A 14,543-nucleotide genomic window follows, 5' to 3' on the forward strand; every position below is an offset into this window, starting at 1 on the left:
CTCCCAACACCACCCACAATTTCTCTATTCCCCCCACCTCTTTTTTTTTTTTTTTTTTTTTTTTTTGGGGGGTCCAAAACCCCCCTTCTACCCCCCCCCACAACAGCTCACCAAGACACGACTCGGCACTTGCCCGTGGGGGAGTGGCCCAATCTCGGACAACCTAAGCTATAATCCGGCACGTTTCGCCCCCGGCGGCGTCGCCGCCGGTGCAACTCAGCTTCCGAGCAGACCCACAAAGGCAGCAACTGGACGGGCCTCAGAGCATCTTGTCCATCGGGGTAGCCGCACCAGCCTGGACTCAGCCACTGACCCGTCGCGGGCCGCCGGGTACGTGGCACCGCGGGCGATCAAAAGCGGCACAGTGGCTGATCCGAGTGGGTGGCTCGGGTGGGCACTCCTGCCGCAGAGCCCGTGAACCTATCGTCGGGGCTGGCTTTCGTCGGCTGAGGTTCAGTCCGGCGAGTAGATGGCCCAGGCTGTGACGTCAGCTCAGGAACACTGCCTGAAGACCGTACTGACGCCGACGATGCGTCGCTGACACAGGCACACACCCCGGCTCCGCTCGGGGCCCTACGTCGGGTGCGAGTCTTCTTTTATAAGAGGCGCCGAGCCCCGGCAAGCCTTTGACCTGCACATATACGATGTTGATCATGCTCTGGCCGACACATTTGGTAGGTCGAAATGTTAACCTGGCCAGCACATTTGGCCGCAAAAGTAAGGCTCAGTCTAACTTTTCAAACGGGCCGTACGCGCCGGAGAAACCCCAGGTCAGGGGAGTGCCGGTTCCGGGCGAACACCCCGGCCCGTGACACCGATTCGATCAAAATGTGCTGCAGAACGAAACCAGAAGTTAGGCTCAGACTAACTTCTGCCGCCTTCGTGCACCGAAAGTTCGGCTCAGACAAACTTTTAAAGCGAGCGCGACGCCCTCTCAGACTCGAAGCGTGTCGGGCCGTCAAAAGTAAGGCTCAGCCGAACTTTTGGGATAGCCTCGGACCGCCTGAGCAACAAGGAGGGTCCAGTGACATCTGAAACGCCGTCGCGCCAGCCGCGTCGGCCCCGAGCAGTGCCATCTCCCGCGTCCTCGCCGGAGAGCAACGCCGTGTTCGACGACATCCTGAACCTGTTGGGTGAGCAACTCGGCACGACTGCCCCGGAGACAACACAGCCGCGGGCAGGGAAGCGCAAGCTCAAGGGCGTCACCTTCGAGTACGAGAACGACCCGCGATCCGTCCACAGCTTCGCCGGAGGCGCCGGCTACAGCCTCGCCAGCAACTGGTTCACGCAGCTGCTGCCCCAGCTCTTCATCGCCAACGGCATCACGAAGAGCCAGCTGTGCGTGTTCCTGTACGTAGCGGGCGGGCAGCGCCCCGGCACCGGGATCGCGGAGTACACCCAGCAGGAGATCACCGACGGCCTGAACGGACTCGCGGCCAAGAAGCCCGGCGCCAAGATGATCACCCGCCCCACCGTGAACCGTGCCGTCCGAACCCTCTGCGAATACAAGTGGCTCGAACCAGCAGGGAACGGACGAATCCGTCTCAACGTCACCCTCTGGTTCCAGGGCAACAGCACCGCCCAGCACGAGGTGCTCGCCCAGATCGCCGCGGACCACGATGACGATCCGACAGCGTTTCCGCACAGAATTGGTCCGGAGCTGGTTCACCACCAGGAAGCGCTGGACCTTAACCTGGATGGTGAAGTGCCCGAGCCTGTCAGAAGGAAGCGCACAGGGTGATGCCCGCTACCACGACAAGCCGATTCGATACGGAGGAAGGCACCGATGGCCGTTGCAGTCATGTCGCCGCTCGTCGCTGAGCGCATCTGGGCGCTGCCCATCGGAGCTGCCCCGGTGAAATTCCTTCAGTACCTGATCTTCCGGAGCGAGAACGGCGGCGCACTCCCGAGCCAGCGCGAGATGGCAGTGGAGTACAAGGTGAAGCCGCCCACCGTCAGCGCACTGATGGAGCCGCTGTTCGAGCTGAACCTCGTGCTGCGCTCCCGCGCCGAAGGCCGCGGGGGCAACCGCTACCGACTCCACCCACTCGCCGCCAAGTACGAGAGCGTGACGGACATGGAAGCCGCCTTCGCGTACGCCCTCGAAGAGATGAAGAGCGGCAAGCTGCCCACCATCCACCTACCGGAATACCGAGCAGCACCGCCGGCCGAAGGCCGCCCCGACCTCCGCATCGCCTGACCCGACAGAAGACAAAACAGAGGCCCCGCCATCTGGGATGGCGGGGCCTCTGTGCCTGAACAACAAGTTGTGCGCCTCACTATACCGGTACGCGCGGCAGTCGGCGAGGCGCCGCCGTCGACAGCCCGCCACCCTTGACCGCACTGGTGCAACCGGCCTCCGACAGCAGGCTCCGAACGCGTTGTTACGTTCCCACCATGTGCCCATGGAGGCGCCGTCATACGGGGCCGAAACAGTGACGCGCATGAACACGAGCATGCGCGTGAACCCGGGCCCGCACATGAGACAGCGGGTCATCTCGGTACTCCTGGCCCTGTCCGCCGCGGCCGCCGCCCTGAGCATCCCCGGCACGGCGGCCGCCCAGGAACCGTCCGGCACAACCGCCTCCGTCCCGCCGATCCGCTGGGGAGCCTGCCCCAAGGCCGATCCGCCCTACCCCGACCCCAGCCCGAGAGCCCAGTGCGGGACGGTCGAGGTGCCGCTGGACTGGTCGAAGCCGAAAGGCCCGAAGACCGGCATCTTCGTCGCCCGCTACCGGGCCACGGACCCCGCCCGAAGGATCGGCGTCCTCATGTCGAACCCGGGCGGCCCCGGGGCGGCCGGAGCCGACGACGCCCTGTACGCCGACGACCCCATCGGCGGCTACTCCGCGGCCATGCTCCAGCGCTTCGACATGATCGGCTTCGACCCACGAGGCATCGGCCGCAGCGGGGCGGCCGACTGCGACGAGAAGATCCTCGACCCGATCCCGGCCCGCCCCCGCAACGCGGCCGAGTTCGAGCGACTGCGCACCTTGAACGGCCGTCTGGCAACCGACTGTCTGAAACGGACGGGCCCACTTGCCGCCCACATGGACGGTGAGAGCGTCGTCCGCGACATGGAGGCAATCCGCGCCGCCATCGGAGAACGCCGGATCAGCTTCCTCGGCCACTCCTACGGCACATTCCTCGGCGAGCGCTACGCACGGCTGTTCCCGGGCAACCTCCGCGCACTGGCGCTCGACAGCGCGATGGATCCGGACCGGCCGACCGCCGAGCGATACCTCATCGACGGCAGCATCACCATCGACAGCACCCTGAAGCGGCTCGCGGCCTGGTGCAAGAAGGACACCGCCTGCGCGCTCAAGGGCAAAGACCTGACAGCCGTCACCGACACCCTGTTCGCCCGCGCTGACGCGGGCACACTGAGAGAACCGGGCCCGGACGGACCCACACGGACCAAGGTCGACGCCGACAAGCTGTCCGACTTCCTCACCTTCGCACTCGGCAAGGGCAGTCCGGAGAGCACGGCACAGCAGCTGTCCGCCCTGTACACGGGAAAGGGCGAGGTCCGCTGGCTCCCCACCGGCACCGACCCGGTCTTCCGGCTCGTGCTGTGCCGGGACTACGACTTCCGGATCCGCGACTACGCCCAGTACCGAGCCATCCTGAAGAGGGCCGCGAAGGCAGCCCCGCACACCCGCTACAACGCCCAGGCCCTCGACACCATCCTCGGCTGCCAGGGCTGGACCATGCCGCCCAAGCCCCGGCCGGCCCGGGCCAAGGGCGAACTCCCGCCCGTTCTCGTGGCCAACGCCACCCATGACCTGGCGACGCCCCTGCCGGGCGCGCAGCGCATGGCGAGCTCCTTCCCGAAGGCGTCCCTGTTCACGATGGACGTCGTGGGCCACTGGCTCTACCGCAGAGGAGGGACGGAGAAGGCGATGCGAGTGATCGACGCCTACCTCACCAGCCCGAGAAGCACACTTCAAACCCATAAGCACTAGCGGGCCCGGGCTCTCGCACACCAACATGGAGCACATGAATGATCAACCCGCACGATGGAGCCAGGCAACCGTCTACCCGGACATGTGGGCCGACCCGGACAAAGACCCCCGTAACAGCGAGGGAGTCGGTCCGGACGGCGAACTTCCGACACTGCAGGGCTTCCTGACGGACTACCGCCTGACCTTGCGGATGAAATGCGAGGGCCTGGACCCGGAGCAACTGGCACGTCGGTCAGTGCCACCGTCGACGATGTCGCTGCTCGGCATGGTCCGACACCTCGCCACGGTGGAACGCGACTGGCGCAACTGGATCAGCGACGGCGAGCCGCTGCCGAAGCTGTACGGCAAGCGTGGCGCGGACTTCGACGAAGCCGTCGCCGATCAGGCTCTGGTCGACGGCGCGTACGCCGACCTGGCGCGGGAACAGGCCGCGACCGACGCCGCGTTGGCCGAGCATCCGGACCTGGGGGAGCGCCTGGGGAAGGACGGGGTCTCGGTCCGCGAGCTGATGGTGCACAGGGTCGAGGAGTACGCCCGACACTGCGGGCACGCAGATCTGCTGCGCGAGTGCATCGACGGAAGAGTGGGCCAGTGAGCAGAGGCCGCCGTAAAGCCTGACCACGGCGGCCTCCAGGGCTTGTCCGGCGGTTCTCGCCGGACAAGCCCATGGTCCGGGGGAGGGCTCAGCGCTTGAGCATGAAGGCGAAGTCGCCGGAGAGCTTGCCACTCAGCCGGACCGCCGAGACGATCTTCCCCGTCGCGATCAGCCTCTCGACCTCGGCCCGCGAAAGACCACAGCCTTCAGCGATCAGCCGCACCGCCCGGACCGGGATCCGCGCTGCAAAACGAACCGAGATGTCGATCGCCTCGCGGTCCAGATGATCCGATCCGCCGGTGTCGAGGCGCCAGGCGTCGGTCCAGTCGAGAGCGATGCGATTACGGCGCTGCACGACCGGATCCTGGAGCAACTGGGCTGCCAGGCCGACATCATTGCCATGCAGCCGGTCCAGCAGCTCAGGCTGTACGGAGCGCACATTCACCCGCTCCAGGACCGTGAGCTTCGCAGTCTCCCCGCAAGAGGTGCAGAGCACGAGGAGCCAAGCGTCGATGAGCTTGTGGTTCGCGTTGACGCGAAATTTACCGTTTGCCCGGAAACGATCGGACGCGCACGTATGGCAGCGTCGGAGAACGATCGGCAGGCAGGTGGGCATGACCACCCAGTTTTCGAGCACAGAAATACACCGATTTCAGTGAGAAGTCCGCAGCAAAAAGCAGCGCGGCGCACATGCGCGACGCGCGACAGATCAGCACTCGGGAGGTCTCACAGGGTGTACAACGGCACGTCCTTGCCTAGATTGACTTGGCTCGGCAGCACGGTAACGACGCACGACGGCGCCGTGCCACTGATTTTCGAGTGCCTCGGCGCCAGGTTCTGTCCGGCCGATCACGGACGAAGCCGCAGCCCTGGCGGCCGAGAGACCACTCAGCGGTCGCTTGCGGGGGTTAACCCCAGCGTGCTCACTGGCATCAGCGACACCTCCGACAGACGTGCCAGTCGGATTCTTCGGTCAACCGATTCACCGAATGATTGGGCGGACAGACACAACAGCATCCTCAGCCGCCGAAGGATCACTCATGCCCCGCACTACCCGCACGCAGCGGTCCACGTACCGACTTCTGTCGGCCCTCGCCGTGCTGACCATGACTGCCGGCGCCGCCACGGCCTGCGGCGACAACGACTCCGCCCCCGAGCACGCTGCCTCGTCCTCGGCCACGTTGTCCACCTCACCGGGAGCCAGCCAGTCAGGCGTATCGAAGCTGCACATGGTGACCCATGACGGTCACCGGCTGGCCTTCCACGTCACACAAGGCAACGGCCACACGATCGTCCTGGACTCGGGCGGCGGCGAGGACTCCTCACAATGGAAGGACCTCGTCCCCAAGCTCCACGCGGACACCGGCGCCACCGTCATCACATACGACCGGGCCGGTCTCGGCAAGAGCGACGTGGTGCCCGGCCCATGGAAGGTCGACAGCGCGGTCAGCGACCTCAAGTCGGGGCTCGAACAGCTGGGCGTCACCAAGAACGTGACCCTGGTGTCCCACTCCCAGGCCGGCGAGATCGCGAGCTACCTGGCCAAGGACAACCCGAAGATGTTCTCCGGCGCAGTCCTGGTCGACGCCAACCTCCCCCCGTTCTTCACGGACGAGGAGATCCCCCGTCTCTTAGCCGCGAGCCAGCCGCAGGTCGATGAGGCGAAGAAAGACCCCGACAAGCCGGAGAACCGCCAGATCATCTCCACCGCCGAGGGCTTCGCCCTGGCGCACAAGGCATTCCACGAGGTCACCTGGCCGGACGCGGTACCGGCAACGGTCATGGTTTCGGAGAAGACCCCGCTCGACGGTTCCCCCGTGGACGCCCAGCGCTGGCGTGACGCCGCCGCTTCGTTCGCCCAGGACGGCCCCAACCGAACGCTCGTCACCGCCAAGGGCAGTTCTCACGAGGTACCGAAGGATCGTCCCGACCTCGTACTCAAGGAGATCGAGGACATGGCCGCCACACAGCACTGACCCCCGAGATGCAGCCGCCCCCGCCCAGGCGGGCCAGCAGCAGTCTCTGCTGCGTTTCGACGAGCGGCGCGCAGCGTGGCGTTGGCTTGTTCATCCTTGCGGAGGGTCGACGTCCGGTCTGCCGGGGCCCGTTGTCAGTGGGGCGTCCTAAAGTCCCCATTATGAGCGAGACCATGAGTGAATCTCTTTTTGCTGCCGTCACACCTGTCGCCGGCGCGGACTCCGCCGAGCGTGCCGCACGGATCCGTTCACTGATCGCCGACGGGGCGGATGTCTCGGTACGGAACGAGCGGGGAGCCACTCCGCTGCACCAGGCCGTGGAGGCGACACGCGACGACGGCCCACTGCCGTCCCTGGAGGTCATACGGGCACTGCTGGAGTGCGGCGCCGACACCGCGGCAGTCGATGGCCTGGGGCGGACCCCCCTCGGGCTCGCGCTGCGGCTGCCGGAGGCTGACACGGTGGCCGTGCTGCGGGCGGCGGGCGCTCCCGCCCAAGTACGCTACCCCGTCGTCGAAGGCGGGCCGCTGCCCATCGACATGGATACGGTCCGCCAGGTGGCCGGGGCGATGCTTGCCGAGCGGGCCACGGTGCGCGAAGCCGCCGAACTTCCCGACCACGGTGGCTGGCTTGCCCAGCTTGTGGAGCCGGACCTCGACAGCTACCAGGAGTTCGCCGCCCAGTTGCGCCACGGAATCGACCCTGATCTGCTCGGCTACGTCCCGGAGTTGTGCGCCAAGGCCCTCGGCGGCACCGGGGCCTCCCGCACCCTGCTCGGTGACCAACTCGTGGACACGCCGTTCTTCCACCACGGTGACCTGGTCGTGAAGGGACATCTCCATGTGGCGGCGCCCTTCGTACTGACCGGCTCACTGACCGTCGAGGGCGTGCTGGCGGACTGCGCCCCCCATTCGGTCATGGCCGTCCGCGGTAATGTCACCGCCCGCGCGGTGTTCACCGACGGCGACGTGGCATGCCGTGACATCCACGCCGAGGTCGTCTACGGCTCCTACAACGACCACACGCTCCAGGCAGGCAGGATCCGCGCCCGCCTGGTCATCGAGGACGAACACGAGACGATCGCGGCCGTGGAAGCGGACCTCTACTTCGACCAGGACGACTACCAGCAGGGATACGGCGACGGCGTACAGGAGCAGCTGCGCGAACTCCTCGTGGACGATGTCTTCGCCGCCGACGAGGACGATGACGAGGGCGAGGAAATGCTCGACCACGAGCTGCTCATGACCCGGCTGAGTGAAGGGCTGCCCGTCTTCCGCGCGGACGCGGCTCCCGAGGGCCGCTGTCAGTCTCACTCTCCACGCGCGGAGCACGGGTGAACTATCCTGCAGGCATGCGCGGACAGTTCACCGGCTGGCCGGAGCAGGCCATGGACGTGTTGTGGCAGCTCCAGGGCGAACCGACCCGCGCGACCCGCGAGCGCTACCGCGCGGACCGCGAACGCCTGGTCCGACAGCCGATGATCGCCCTGCTCAACGAGGTCGCGGACGCCGACCCCCGGTACGAGGACTTCTCCGTCTGGCACTACCGCACCGACTCCTGGTGGTGGCAGCACCAGTGCGCGGTGATCCGACTCGGCCGCAAGATCGAGATCGGTCTCCGGTTCTCCCTGGACGGCCTGCGGATCCAGGGCGCCTGGTGGTACCCCGATCCCGGCCAGGTGGGCATGTTCCGCAAAGCCGTGGACTCCGAAGGGAGCGGCCGCGAACTGGCCGCCATCCTCGAAGACGTGCGGAAGAAGGGCTACGACATCTCCGGGGACGTGATGAAACGCCCCCCGCGTGGCTATCGGGCGGACCACTCCCGTACGAACCTGCTGCGCCATCGTTCGCTGATCGCAGCCCGTCCGCTCGGCTGCGAAGAGTGGCTGCACACCCCCGAGGCGGCCGACCGGGTCCTCTCGGCCGCCGCAGACCTGGACGCCCTGCTGATGTGGTTGGTCCGCCACGTGAAGCGCGCCGCCTGACATCACGAGGCACCGCGCGGCACGGGAGGAACCACACCCATGCCGCTCAGAAGGTGATGCGGCGCACCTTCAGTGCCGTCGCGGAGCATCGCGAAGAGGACATCGGCTCGTCGTCTCGCAAGGCAGAGGAGGGCCTGGGATCCCGACTCCCGGCATCGAGATCAGGACCTGGGAAAGAGGGTGGGCCTCAGCAGTTCCTCGATCCACCCGGCCAGGAGCTTGCGCTGGTCAAGGACGGCGGCGAGCGAGCCGGCCAGGCTCGGAACGATCAGCCCGGCCGCTTCGGTGCCGGGAACCACCGCGGTCTGCTCGTCCAGCGCGGTGAATATGTCCTCGACCAGCCGCTCGGCGATCCGCGGCGTCTTCGGCCGCAGCAGCGCGACCAGCCGCCGACGGGCTGCCTTGCGGATCTGGGCCGGTGACCCGAACCGCTCCAGCAGGGCCAGGACAGCAGGGTGTTGCAACCGCGGGCCCAGGAACCGCTCCAGGGACGGGTGGATCTGGGCCCGACGATCATCTCCAGCTCGGCGATCCGCCGCATCGTCAGGCCGGGCAGGTAAGCGACGGGGCAGCCCATGTCCTCCGGGCCGTCCCACCACCCCGCAAGCCGACCTCGCTCTCGTGAAACGGAGCCCATGCCAGGGGAATTGGTCGGCTGTCTGTCGGGCGCGGTGGCTGCCTGCCCCGGGGGGCGATCACGGCGCCTCAGAGCGGGCGCTCACGTCGCAGCGACATAAATGTCACATTGCCGCGCCGCCGCAAGGCTGAGGGCCCATTTGGTGTCCTGCGTCGGCTTCACCGGCCGCTCATCCTCCCTGGCCGGGGTGACCTTCAGGGTGTTCTCCAGGATCCACTGCTGCACAGGAAGAAGCTGCTCCCACCCGAACCGCTGCGCCGAGACCCACCGGCCGAGGTCCTCGCCCTGGACGACGAGGCCGCCCACAGCCTCCGGTAGCGTCCCGCCGGCCTGAACGTGGATCTGGACGAGCCGGTAGCAGCGCTGCCACCCGGTGTCCCACACCGGGCACCACCCCGGATCGATCGCGTCCAGCTCATCCTGCCGCGCCTCGGTCATCGCCCCGGCCGCCGACGGAACGGGGCGGCCGGCCGCGCGCAGCTCCTCGTTCTCCCGCGCCCTCCGGGCCGACGCGCGGGAGTTCTTTGCCCACACCCCGATCGGATGCCCCTCCCGCACCGCAGTGCTCGGGGGGAGAAAGTGGCCATGGGCGGCGGCGTACTCCTTGGCGACGGCCACGCCGTCCGCCCAGGCCGCTTTCTGCTCGGATCAGACCATCCCGAGCTTTTCGAGCTCGGCGACGACCCGCCCGGCCTCCAGCGTCCCGGCCGTGTAGGCGCGGCGCTGCTCGGCGATCCACTGCCCGAGCGGATACCCGCCCACCCCGCCCCAGTCCTCCGGCGTGACGACCGTGTACGGCACCCGCAACACGGTGTTCCCGGTCTCGGGCAGCCACCGCCCGGCCGCCTCGATCCCGCACCGCCAGTAGGCGCCCTCCGGGTCGATGACCCGCAGCCGAACGAACTGGGCCAAGGTCGCAGGGTCGCGTTCCTCGCTGAACCGCAGCACCCCGGCCGCCACCCCGCTCACCCGCACCCCCACCCCGTCTCCGCCCTCCGGGACGTCCTCGCCGTCGTGCTCCTGCTCCTGGTCGTCGGTGTCCTCCCGGCCGCTGCGGACGCGGGGGGTCGGCCAGTGCCTCGATGGTGTCCGTGTCGTGCGCCCGCAGCGCCCCGAGGACCTTCGAGAGGGTTTTCGTCGCCACTTTCGCCCGGCCCGAGGAATACCGGCATGATCAAAGTGGCGAGTTTCCCGCGCCCGGGACGTGTACGCAGGGCACGCCCGACCATTTGCACGATGTCGACCATCGACCCACGCGCATCCGCGAAAAGAACTGCGCCGTACTCCGCGGCCTCTGCGCCCCGGCGACCCGAGTGCGCCCGCCCCCTGTCCAACCAGTCGCGGCCCGCGATAGGTTCACGACTCATGAACGCTGAGCTGGTGGTGGCCTCGGTCTCCGGATTAGTCGCCCTCTTAAGCGTCCTACTCAGCTCCCGGTTCAGCCGAAAACAGACTCTGCTCGCCGCGCAGCTGGGACGGCAGAGCGCGGAGCAGCTGAAGCTCGCCGAGCATCAGGACCTGATGGGGCAGCGCCGGGACCCGCTGCTGTGGGCTGCCTACGACCTCCAATCACGTCTATTCAACATCGTGGACAGGCAGTTCCTGAACATCTACTACTCGCACGGCCACGATCTCGATCGCGCCTACGCGCTCAGGAGCACCCTGCACGTCGTGGCCGACTACCTCGGTCAAGTTGAGCTACTGCGTCGCAAGGTTCAGTTCCTGGACCTCGGCAACCGCGAGAACTCCCGGACTATCGTCCGACACCTGACGGCCATCAGCAACGTGCTCAACACCGACGGCTACGACGACCCCCACTTTCAGGTATTCCGGAGCAACCAGCGGGCCCTTGGAGAGCTGGTGATCTGCGACAGCAACGACCGATGCCTCGGCTACGCGGAGTTCTGCCGGCGCCTGGACACCGACGCTGACTTCGCCGGGTGGTTCGAGCCGTTGTCGGATGGCATCCGCGAACTGGCTTCCTCGACGCGGCCGCATTCAAGGCTCGTGCGGCTACAGATCGCACTCATGGACTTGATCGACTTCCTCGACCCAGACGCCGATCGCTTCCCGGACCACCGCAGGTCCCGGCTGAGCCTGCCCTGAACGACGGTGACATCCTGCACCGCCACCAGTTGATGGCAGGCGAGAGAGAGGCCCCCACCCGCAGCTGAGAGCGAACCACCTCAGCGATCAGTCGAGGGCGGTTGGCAAACAGCTCGCCCTGCACGAGACCTTCGACTGGCCCGCGATCGAGGCCGAGCACACGGATCACGCTCGCGCATGGCTCACCGCCCAGGGCGTCCTTTGGAATCCGGTATCGATTCCCGGTGTGGGTTGGGGTGTGGGGACGTGGCTGGTCAGTGTGGGTGGGGTGGGCGGCCTTGTGTGGTGTGGTGGTGGGTTTCGGCGAGGTGGTCGAGCCGGATCCCGTCGAGCATGGGTTTGGTGTTTTTTTCGGTGCCGTCACAGATCGCGGTGATCGCTGCTTGCCGGATCAGCCGGGTCAGGCTCCCGATCCTGCCCGCGGTCCTTTGGTGGAGGTAGGCGGCGTGGGGGAAAGTGTCCCGGCCCGGTGTGCCCGGAGACCGAGTGCGGCTTCTCCTCCCGCGATCAGTTCACGGAACGGCTTGCGTGTGCCGAGGGGTGCCGGGAAGGCCCCGCATTCCACGAGGGAAGCCCGCCCGGCGGGTTGTGCCCCGCGTACCTTGCTGAACAAGGCGGTCGTGGTGACGTCGATGCCTGCGTACACGAATGTCGCACCGATGCGTTCGGTGAGGTCTTTCAACAGGTCGGCGGTTTCCGCGCCGGTGGTGGTGCGGGGATTGAGCCGGTGGATCTCGTCGATGAGTACCAGGCGCACGCCTGCACGGTTGTAGGTGTGGCAGACGGCGTCGGTGATCTGAGCCTGGGTCATGCGGGTGGTGACAGGGATGCCGAGGTAGCGGGCGAACTTTGTGGCCAGGGCTTTTGCTGTCGCCCCGGGGGGCACCAGGACGTAGGCGACCGGCACCGGTGTATGCGTGCTGGTGGCCGGTGGCGGGTCCCGTTGAATGTGGGCGAGGTGGCAGGCGCGCCCGACGTGGAGCAGCGCGGTGGTCTTCCCGCCCGTTGCCGGGCCGGTCACGATCAGCGAGGGCCGGGCGGTGGTCTGCTGGTGGCGTCCCAGGATCATCAGCGTGCGCACGCCGGTGGTCAGGGTGTCGATCGCCGGGGTCCGCACCATGACGAACACGGAGTGGTAGGCAAGGCGTTCCTCGTTGCTGCGTGCTGGTTCCCCGGGAGCGGGCGGCTGTGGGGGAGGGGTGGTGGCGAAACGCTGCCAGCCCTGCCAGGTCGCCACCGGCCACGCCCCGCCTGCACCGTCACCGGCGGGCGTGCTCCCGCCGTCTCTGTCCTGTCCGCCCATGCCTGCCGTCACGAGGGTCCCGCCGGAGAGGGCACCTGGAGCACCGCTTTCCGCGCCCGAGACCTCGTAGCACTGCAGGCTCCTGACGACTCCACAGGCCAGCCATGAACACTTCCCGCACCGACGCAGCCGTACGAGCCCGCCGCCAAGCCACCCAAGAGATGCTCCAACGACTCCAGACCGCCCACGGCGCGCGACCATACGCCTGTCACCATCGCAGCCCTTGCCCGTACCGCCCGCGTCTCACGCACCTTCCTCTACCAAAACCAGCAGGCCAGAGCTCTTGTCGAACAGGCCACCCGCACAAGCAGAACCCATCCCGGAATCTCCAACAGCCACGCCCGCACACAGCCCGTCTGGAAGGAGCGCGCCCTCAACGCCGAAGAGGCACTCGTCCAGGCCCAACGTGAAATCCTCACTCAGCGCACCCGTATCGCCGAACTCCTCGGCAAGATCCGCGACCTCGAACACGATCTCCCCGAAGGCTCACTTCAGCGGATCGTCACCGAGAACACCACCCTGAAGCAGCAAACACGACAGCTCACCCAGGACAACCAGCGCCTCCAAGAGCGTCTGGCCAGCGCCCGCCAGAACAATCGCTTCCTGGACAAACGCGTTGCAGATCTCGAAGCCCAAATTGCGCACGATCTCACCGCCCCACCCCCGTCACCGTGACAACCCTGCCTCGGTGCATCGCCAAGTGGGACGACACACTTCCTCTATCAGCATCAGGCCCATTCGACATCGAGCGGCGGCTCGACGATGTCTGCGCCGGTGGACCACCAGCCGACGCCACAGCGTCTACCAGCGCATGCCGAGCTGGTCGAGGTCGGCCCGGCGTTGCGCACTGAGTTTGTCGGCGCGTTTGCGTACGTTGTCGAGCCATGTGCCGAGCTTGACCACCACGACCCCGTCAGCGCCGCTCTGACGACCTCCCGGGCCCATTTCCATCTTCACCGTGCTCGGCGTGCTTGCGAGGTACCCGCAAGTGCCCTTCACGGCCATGGAACTGCCGTGCGGCCGTGAGGCTGAGTGCCCACATATCGTCTTGTGTGCGCTGCACCAGACGTTCCTCGTCCCCGGCGGGTTCGATTCCGAGGACGTTCTCCAGCAGCCATTGCTGTGCGGGCAGCAACTGCTCCCACCCGTGCTGCTGCGCTGTCACCCAGCGTCCGAGGTCTTCGCCCTGCACGATCACCTTGCCAACCACCACCGGCAGGTTTCCGCCGTCCCGGAGCAAGTTCTGGACGAGTCGGAAGCAGCGTTGCCATCCCGTGTCCCATACCGGGCACCAGCCCGGATCGATCTCCTCCAGCGCTGCCCGCCGCGCTTCGGTCAAAGCGCCCGCACTGCTCTCGACAGCCAGGCCGGCCTCCCGCCGCTGCGCGAGCTGGTCTGCGGTCCGGGCGGCGGATCTCTGGTTCTTGGCCCAGGCACCCACTGGATACCCGTCCCAGACTGCGGTCGCGGGCGGCAGCAGGTGTCCGTGCACGGCTGCCCAGGCGCGGGCTGCTGCGAGGCCTTCCTCGAACGCGACGTCCTGGTGGGACCAGACCATGCCCAGCCTGTCGAGCTGTTCCACCCGCCCCGCATCCAGACGCCCGGCCTTGTGGGATTTCCGCTGGTCGGCGAGCCAGGTCCCGAGCGGGAACCCGGCCGGAACCCAGTGGTCGGGGGTGACGTAGTCGTACGGCACCCGCAACTGCTGCGCCCCGGTCTCTTTCACGTACCGCACGCACGCCTGGATCCCGCGTCGCCAGAACGTGTTCTCCGGCTCGATCACCCGCAGCTTCACGAACTGCGCGAGCAACGCGGGGTCCCGGGGTGTGCTGAACTTCAGCAGCTCCTGCGCAGGCACACTCGGCCTCCGCTCACCCTCCGGTGTGAGGTTCGGGGAAGAGGGCTCTGAGGTGTTCGGGTTTCCTTGCCAGTGATGCGTGGTTTTGTTTGTGCTGGTCGGCGGGGTTATCGGCTGGT

General features: G+C 67.1%; 15 protein-coding genes and 1 pseudogene. 8 read left to right on the plus strand and 8 right to left on the minus strand.

All coding sequences use genetic code 11. The features are described 5' to 3' along the window. The first annotated feature begins 1,105 nt into the window (after positions 1-1,105). The 4 genes from ABZ622_RS40335 to ABZ622_RS40350 all read left to right on the plus strand — a co-directional run bounded on the left by ABZ622_RS40335 (position 1,106) and on the right by ABZ622_RS40350 (position 4,560). Positions 1,106-1,741: a hypothetical protein gene (locus ABZ622_RS40335; RefSeq protein ID WP_241196958.1), complete on the plus strand. Its 636-nt coding sequence runs from the start codon at positions 1,106-1,108 to the stop codon at positions 1,739-1,741. A 45-nt stretch (positions 1,742-1,786) separates the two neighbouring features. Next, entirely contained in the window at positions 1,787-2,200 is a 414-nt protein-coding gene (locus tag ABZ622_RS40340) for a hypothetical protein (RefSeq protein WP_124723568.1), read from the plus strand. A 244-nt stretch (positions 2,201-2,444) separates the two neighbouring features. After that, entirely contained in the window at positions 2,445-3,965 is a 1,521-nt protein-coding gene (locus ABZ622_RS40345; protein ID WP_360552092.1) for an alpha/beta fold hydrolase, read from the plus strand. A 34-nt stretch (positions 3,966-3,999) separates the two neighbouring features. Beyond that, positions 4,000-4,560: a DinB family protein gene (locus tag ABZ622_RS40350; RefSeq protein WP_360552094.1), complete on the plus strand. Its 561-nt coding sequence runs from the start codon at positions 4,000-4,002 to the stop codon at positions 4,558-4,560. 88 nt (positions 4,561-4,648) lie between these two features. On the opposite strand, the gene ABZ622_RS40355 is transcribed toward ABZ622_RS40350, so the two are convergent. After that, positions 4,649-5,197 (minus strand): DUF1062 domain-containing protein, encoded by a 549-nt coding sequence (locus tag ABZ622_RS40355; protein WP_360552096.1) that lies wholly within the window; start codon positions 5,195-5,197, stop codon positions 4,649-4,651. Between the two features lie 403 nt (positions 5,198-5,600). On the opposite strand from ABZ622_RS40355, the gene ABZ622_RS40360 reads away from it, so the two are divergent. The 3 genes from ABZ622_RS40360 to ABZ622_RS40370 all read left to right on the plus strand — a co-directional run bounded on the left by ABZ622_RS40360 (position 5,601) and on the right by ABZ622_RS40370 (position 8,520). After that, positions 5,601-6,536 carry an alpha/beta hydrolase gene (locus tag ABZ622_RS40360; protein WP_360552098.1) on the plus strand — a complete coding sequence of 312 codons (936 nt, stop codon included), beginning with the start codon at positions 5,601-5,603 and terminating at the stop codon, positions 6,534-6,536. Between the two features lie 161 nt (positions 6,537-6,697). After that, entirely contained in the window at positions 6,698-7,873 is a 1,176-nt protein-coding gene (locus tag ABZ622_RS40365; RefSeq protein ID WP_360552100.1) for a hypothetical protein, read from the plus strand. A 14-nt stretch (positions 7,874-7,887) separates the two neighbouring features. Beyond that, the gene (locus tag ABZ622_RS40370; RefSeq protein WP_360552102.1) at positions 7,888-8,520 is read left to right on the plus strand and encodes a DUF2461 family protein; all 633 of its coding nucleotides are present in this window, start codon (positions 7,888-7,890) and stop codon (positions 8,518-8,520) included. A gap of 138 nt (positions 8,521-8,658) precedes the next feature. Here the strand turns inward: ABZ622_RS40370 and ABZ622_RS40375 are convergent. The 3 genes and pseudogenes from ABZ622_RS40375 to ABZ622_RS40385 form a co-directional block, all read right to left on the minus strand. Further along, positions 8,659-9,100 (minus strand): annotated as a pseudogene (locus ABZ622_RS40375) (IS110 family transposase); the annotation flags it as partial. Between the two features lie 138 nt (positions 9,101-9,238). After that, complete coding sequence (locus ABZ622_RS40380) at positions 9,239-9,775, minus strand: helicase associated domain-containing protein (protein ID WP_360552104.1); 537 nt, start codon at positions 9,773-9,775, stop codon at positions 9,239-9,241. A gap of 30 nt (positions 9,776-9,805) precedes the next feature. After that, a complete protein-coding gene (locus tag ABZ622_RS40385) occupies positions 9,806-10,069 on the minus strand; it encodes a helicase associated domain-containing protein (RefSeq protein WP_360552106.1) in 264 nt (87 codons plus the stop codon). Positions 10,070-10,522: 453 nt separating this feature from the next. Between ABZ622_RS40385 and ABZ622_RS40390 the strand changes: the two genes are divergently transcribed. Next, entirely contained in the window at positions 10,523-11,263 is a 741-nt protein-coding gene (locus ABZ622_RS40390; RefSeq protein WP_360552108.1) for a hypothetical protein, read from the plus strand. A gap of 400 nt (positions 11,264-11,663) precedes the next feature. Here ABZ622_RS40390 and ABZ622_RS40395 read toward each other — a convergent pair whose 3' ends face one another. The 4 genes from ABZ622_RS40395 to ABZ622_RS40410 form a co-directional block, all read right to left on the minus strand. Next, positions 11,664-12,500 carry a TniB family NTP-binding protein gene (locus ABZ622_RS40395; RefSeq protein ID WP_360552110.1) on the minus strand — a complete coding sequence of 279 codons (837 nt, stop codon included), beginning with the start codon at positions 12,498-12,500 and terminating at the stop codon, positions 11,664-11,666. Positions 12,501-12,809: 309 nt separating this feature from the next. Beyond that, positions 12,810-13,037, minus strand: coding sequence for a hypothetical protein (locus ABZ622_RS40400; RefSeq protein ID WP_360552112.1), 228 nt, complete (start codon positions 13,035-13,037; stop codon positions 12,810-12,812). A gap of 15 nt (positions 13,038-13,052) precedes the next feature. Beyond that, positions 13,053-13,202: a hypothetical protein gene (locus tag ABZ622_RS40405; RefSeq protein ID WP_360552114.1), complete on the minus strand. Its 150-nt coding sequence runs from the start codon at positions 13,200-13,202 to the stop codon at positions 13,053-13,055. Between the two features lie 277 nt (positions 13,203-13,479). After that, a partial coding sequence (locus ABZ622_RS40410; protein WP_360552116.1) for a helicase associated domain-containing protein occupies positions 13,480-14,543 on the minus strand: 1,064 nt, incomplete at its 5' end.

The sequence above is a fragment of the Streptomyces sp. NPDC007164 genome (assembly GCF_040634135.1).
Lineage (GTDB): Bacteria > Actinomycetota > Actinomycetes > Streptomycetales > Streptomycetaceae > Streptomyces > Streptomyces sanglieri.

Excerpts from the sequence above, each read along its gene's own strand:
- ABZ622_RS40340 (WP_124723568.1), top strand. The coding sequence starts at position 1,787 with ATGGCCGTTGCAGTCATGTCGCCGCTCGTCGCTGAGCGCATCTGGGCG.
- ABZ622_RS40345 (WP_360552092.1), top strand. The coding sequence starts at position 2,445 with ATGAACACGAGCATGCGCGTGAACCCGGGCCCGCACATGAGACAGCGG.
- ABZ622_RS40350 (WP_360552094.1), top strand. The coding sequence starts at position 4,000 with ATGAATGATCAACCCGCACGATGGAGCCAGGCAACCGTCTACCCGGAC.
- ABZ622_RS40360 (WP_360552098.1), top strand. The coding sequence starts at position 5,601 with ATGCCCCGCACTACCCGCACGCAGCGGTCCACGTACCGACTTCTGTCG.
- ABZ622_RS40365 (WP_360552100.1), top strand. The coding sequence starts at position 6,698 with ATGAGCGAGACCATGAGTGAATCTCTTTTTGCTGCCGTCACACCTGTC.
- ABZ622_RS40370 (WP_360552102.1), top strand. The coding sequence starts at position 7,888 with ATGCGCGGACAGTTCACCGGCTGGCCGGAGCAGGCCATGGACGTGTTG.
- ABZ622_RS40390 (WP_360552108.1), top strand. The coding sequence starts at position 10,523 with ATGAACGCTGAGCTGGTGGTGGCCTCGGTCTCCGGATTAGTCGCCCTC.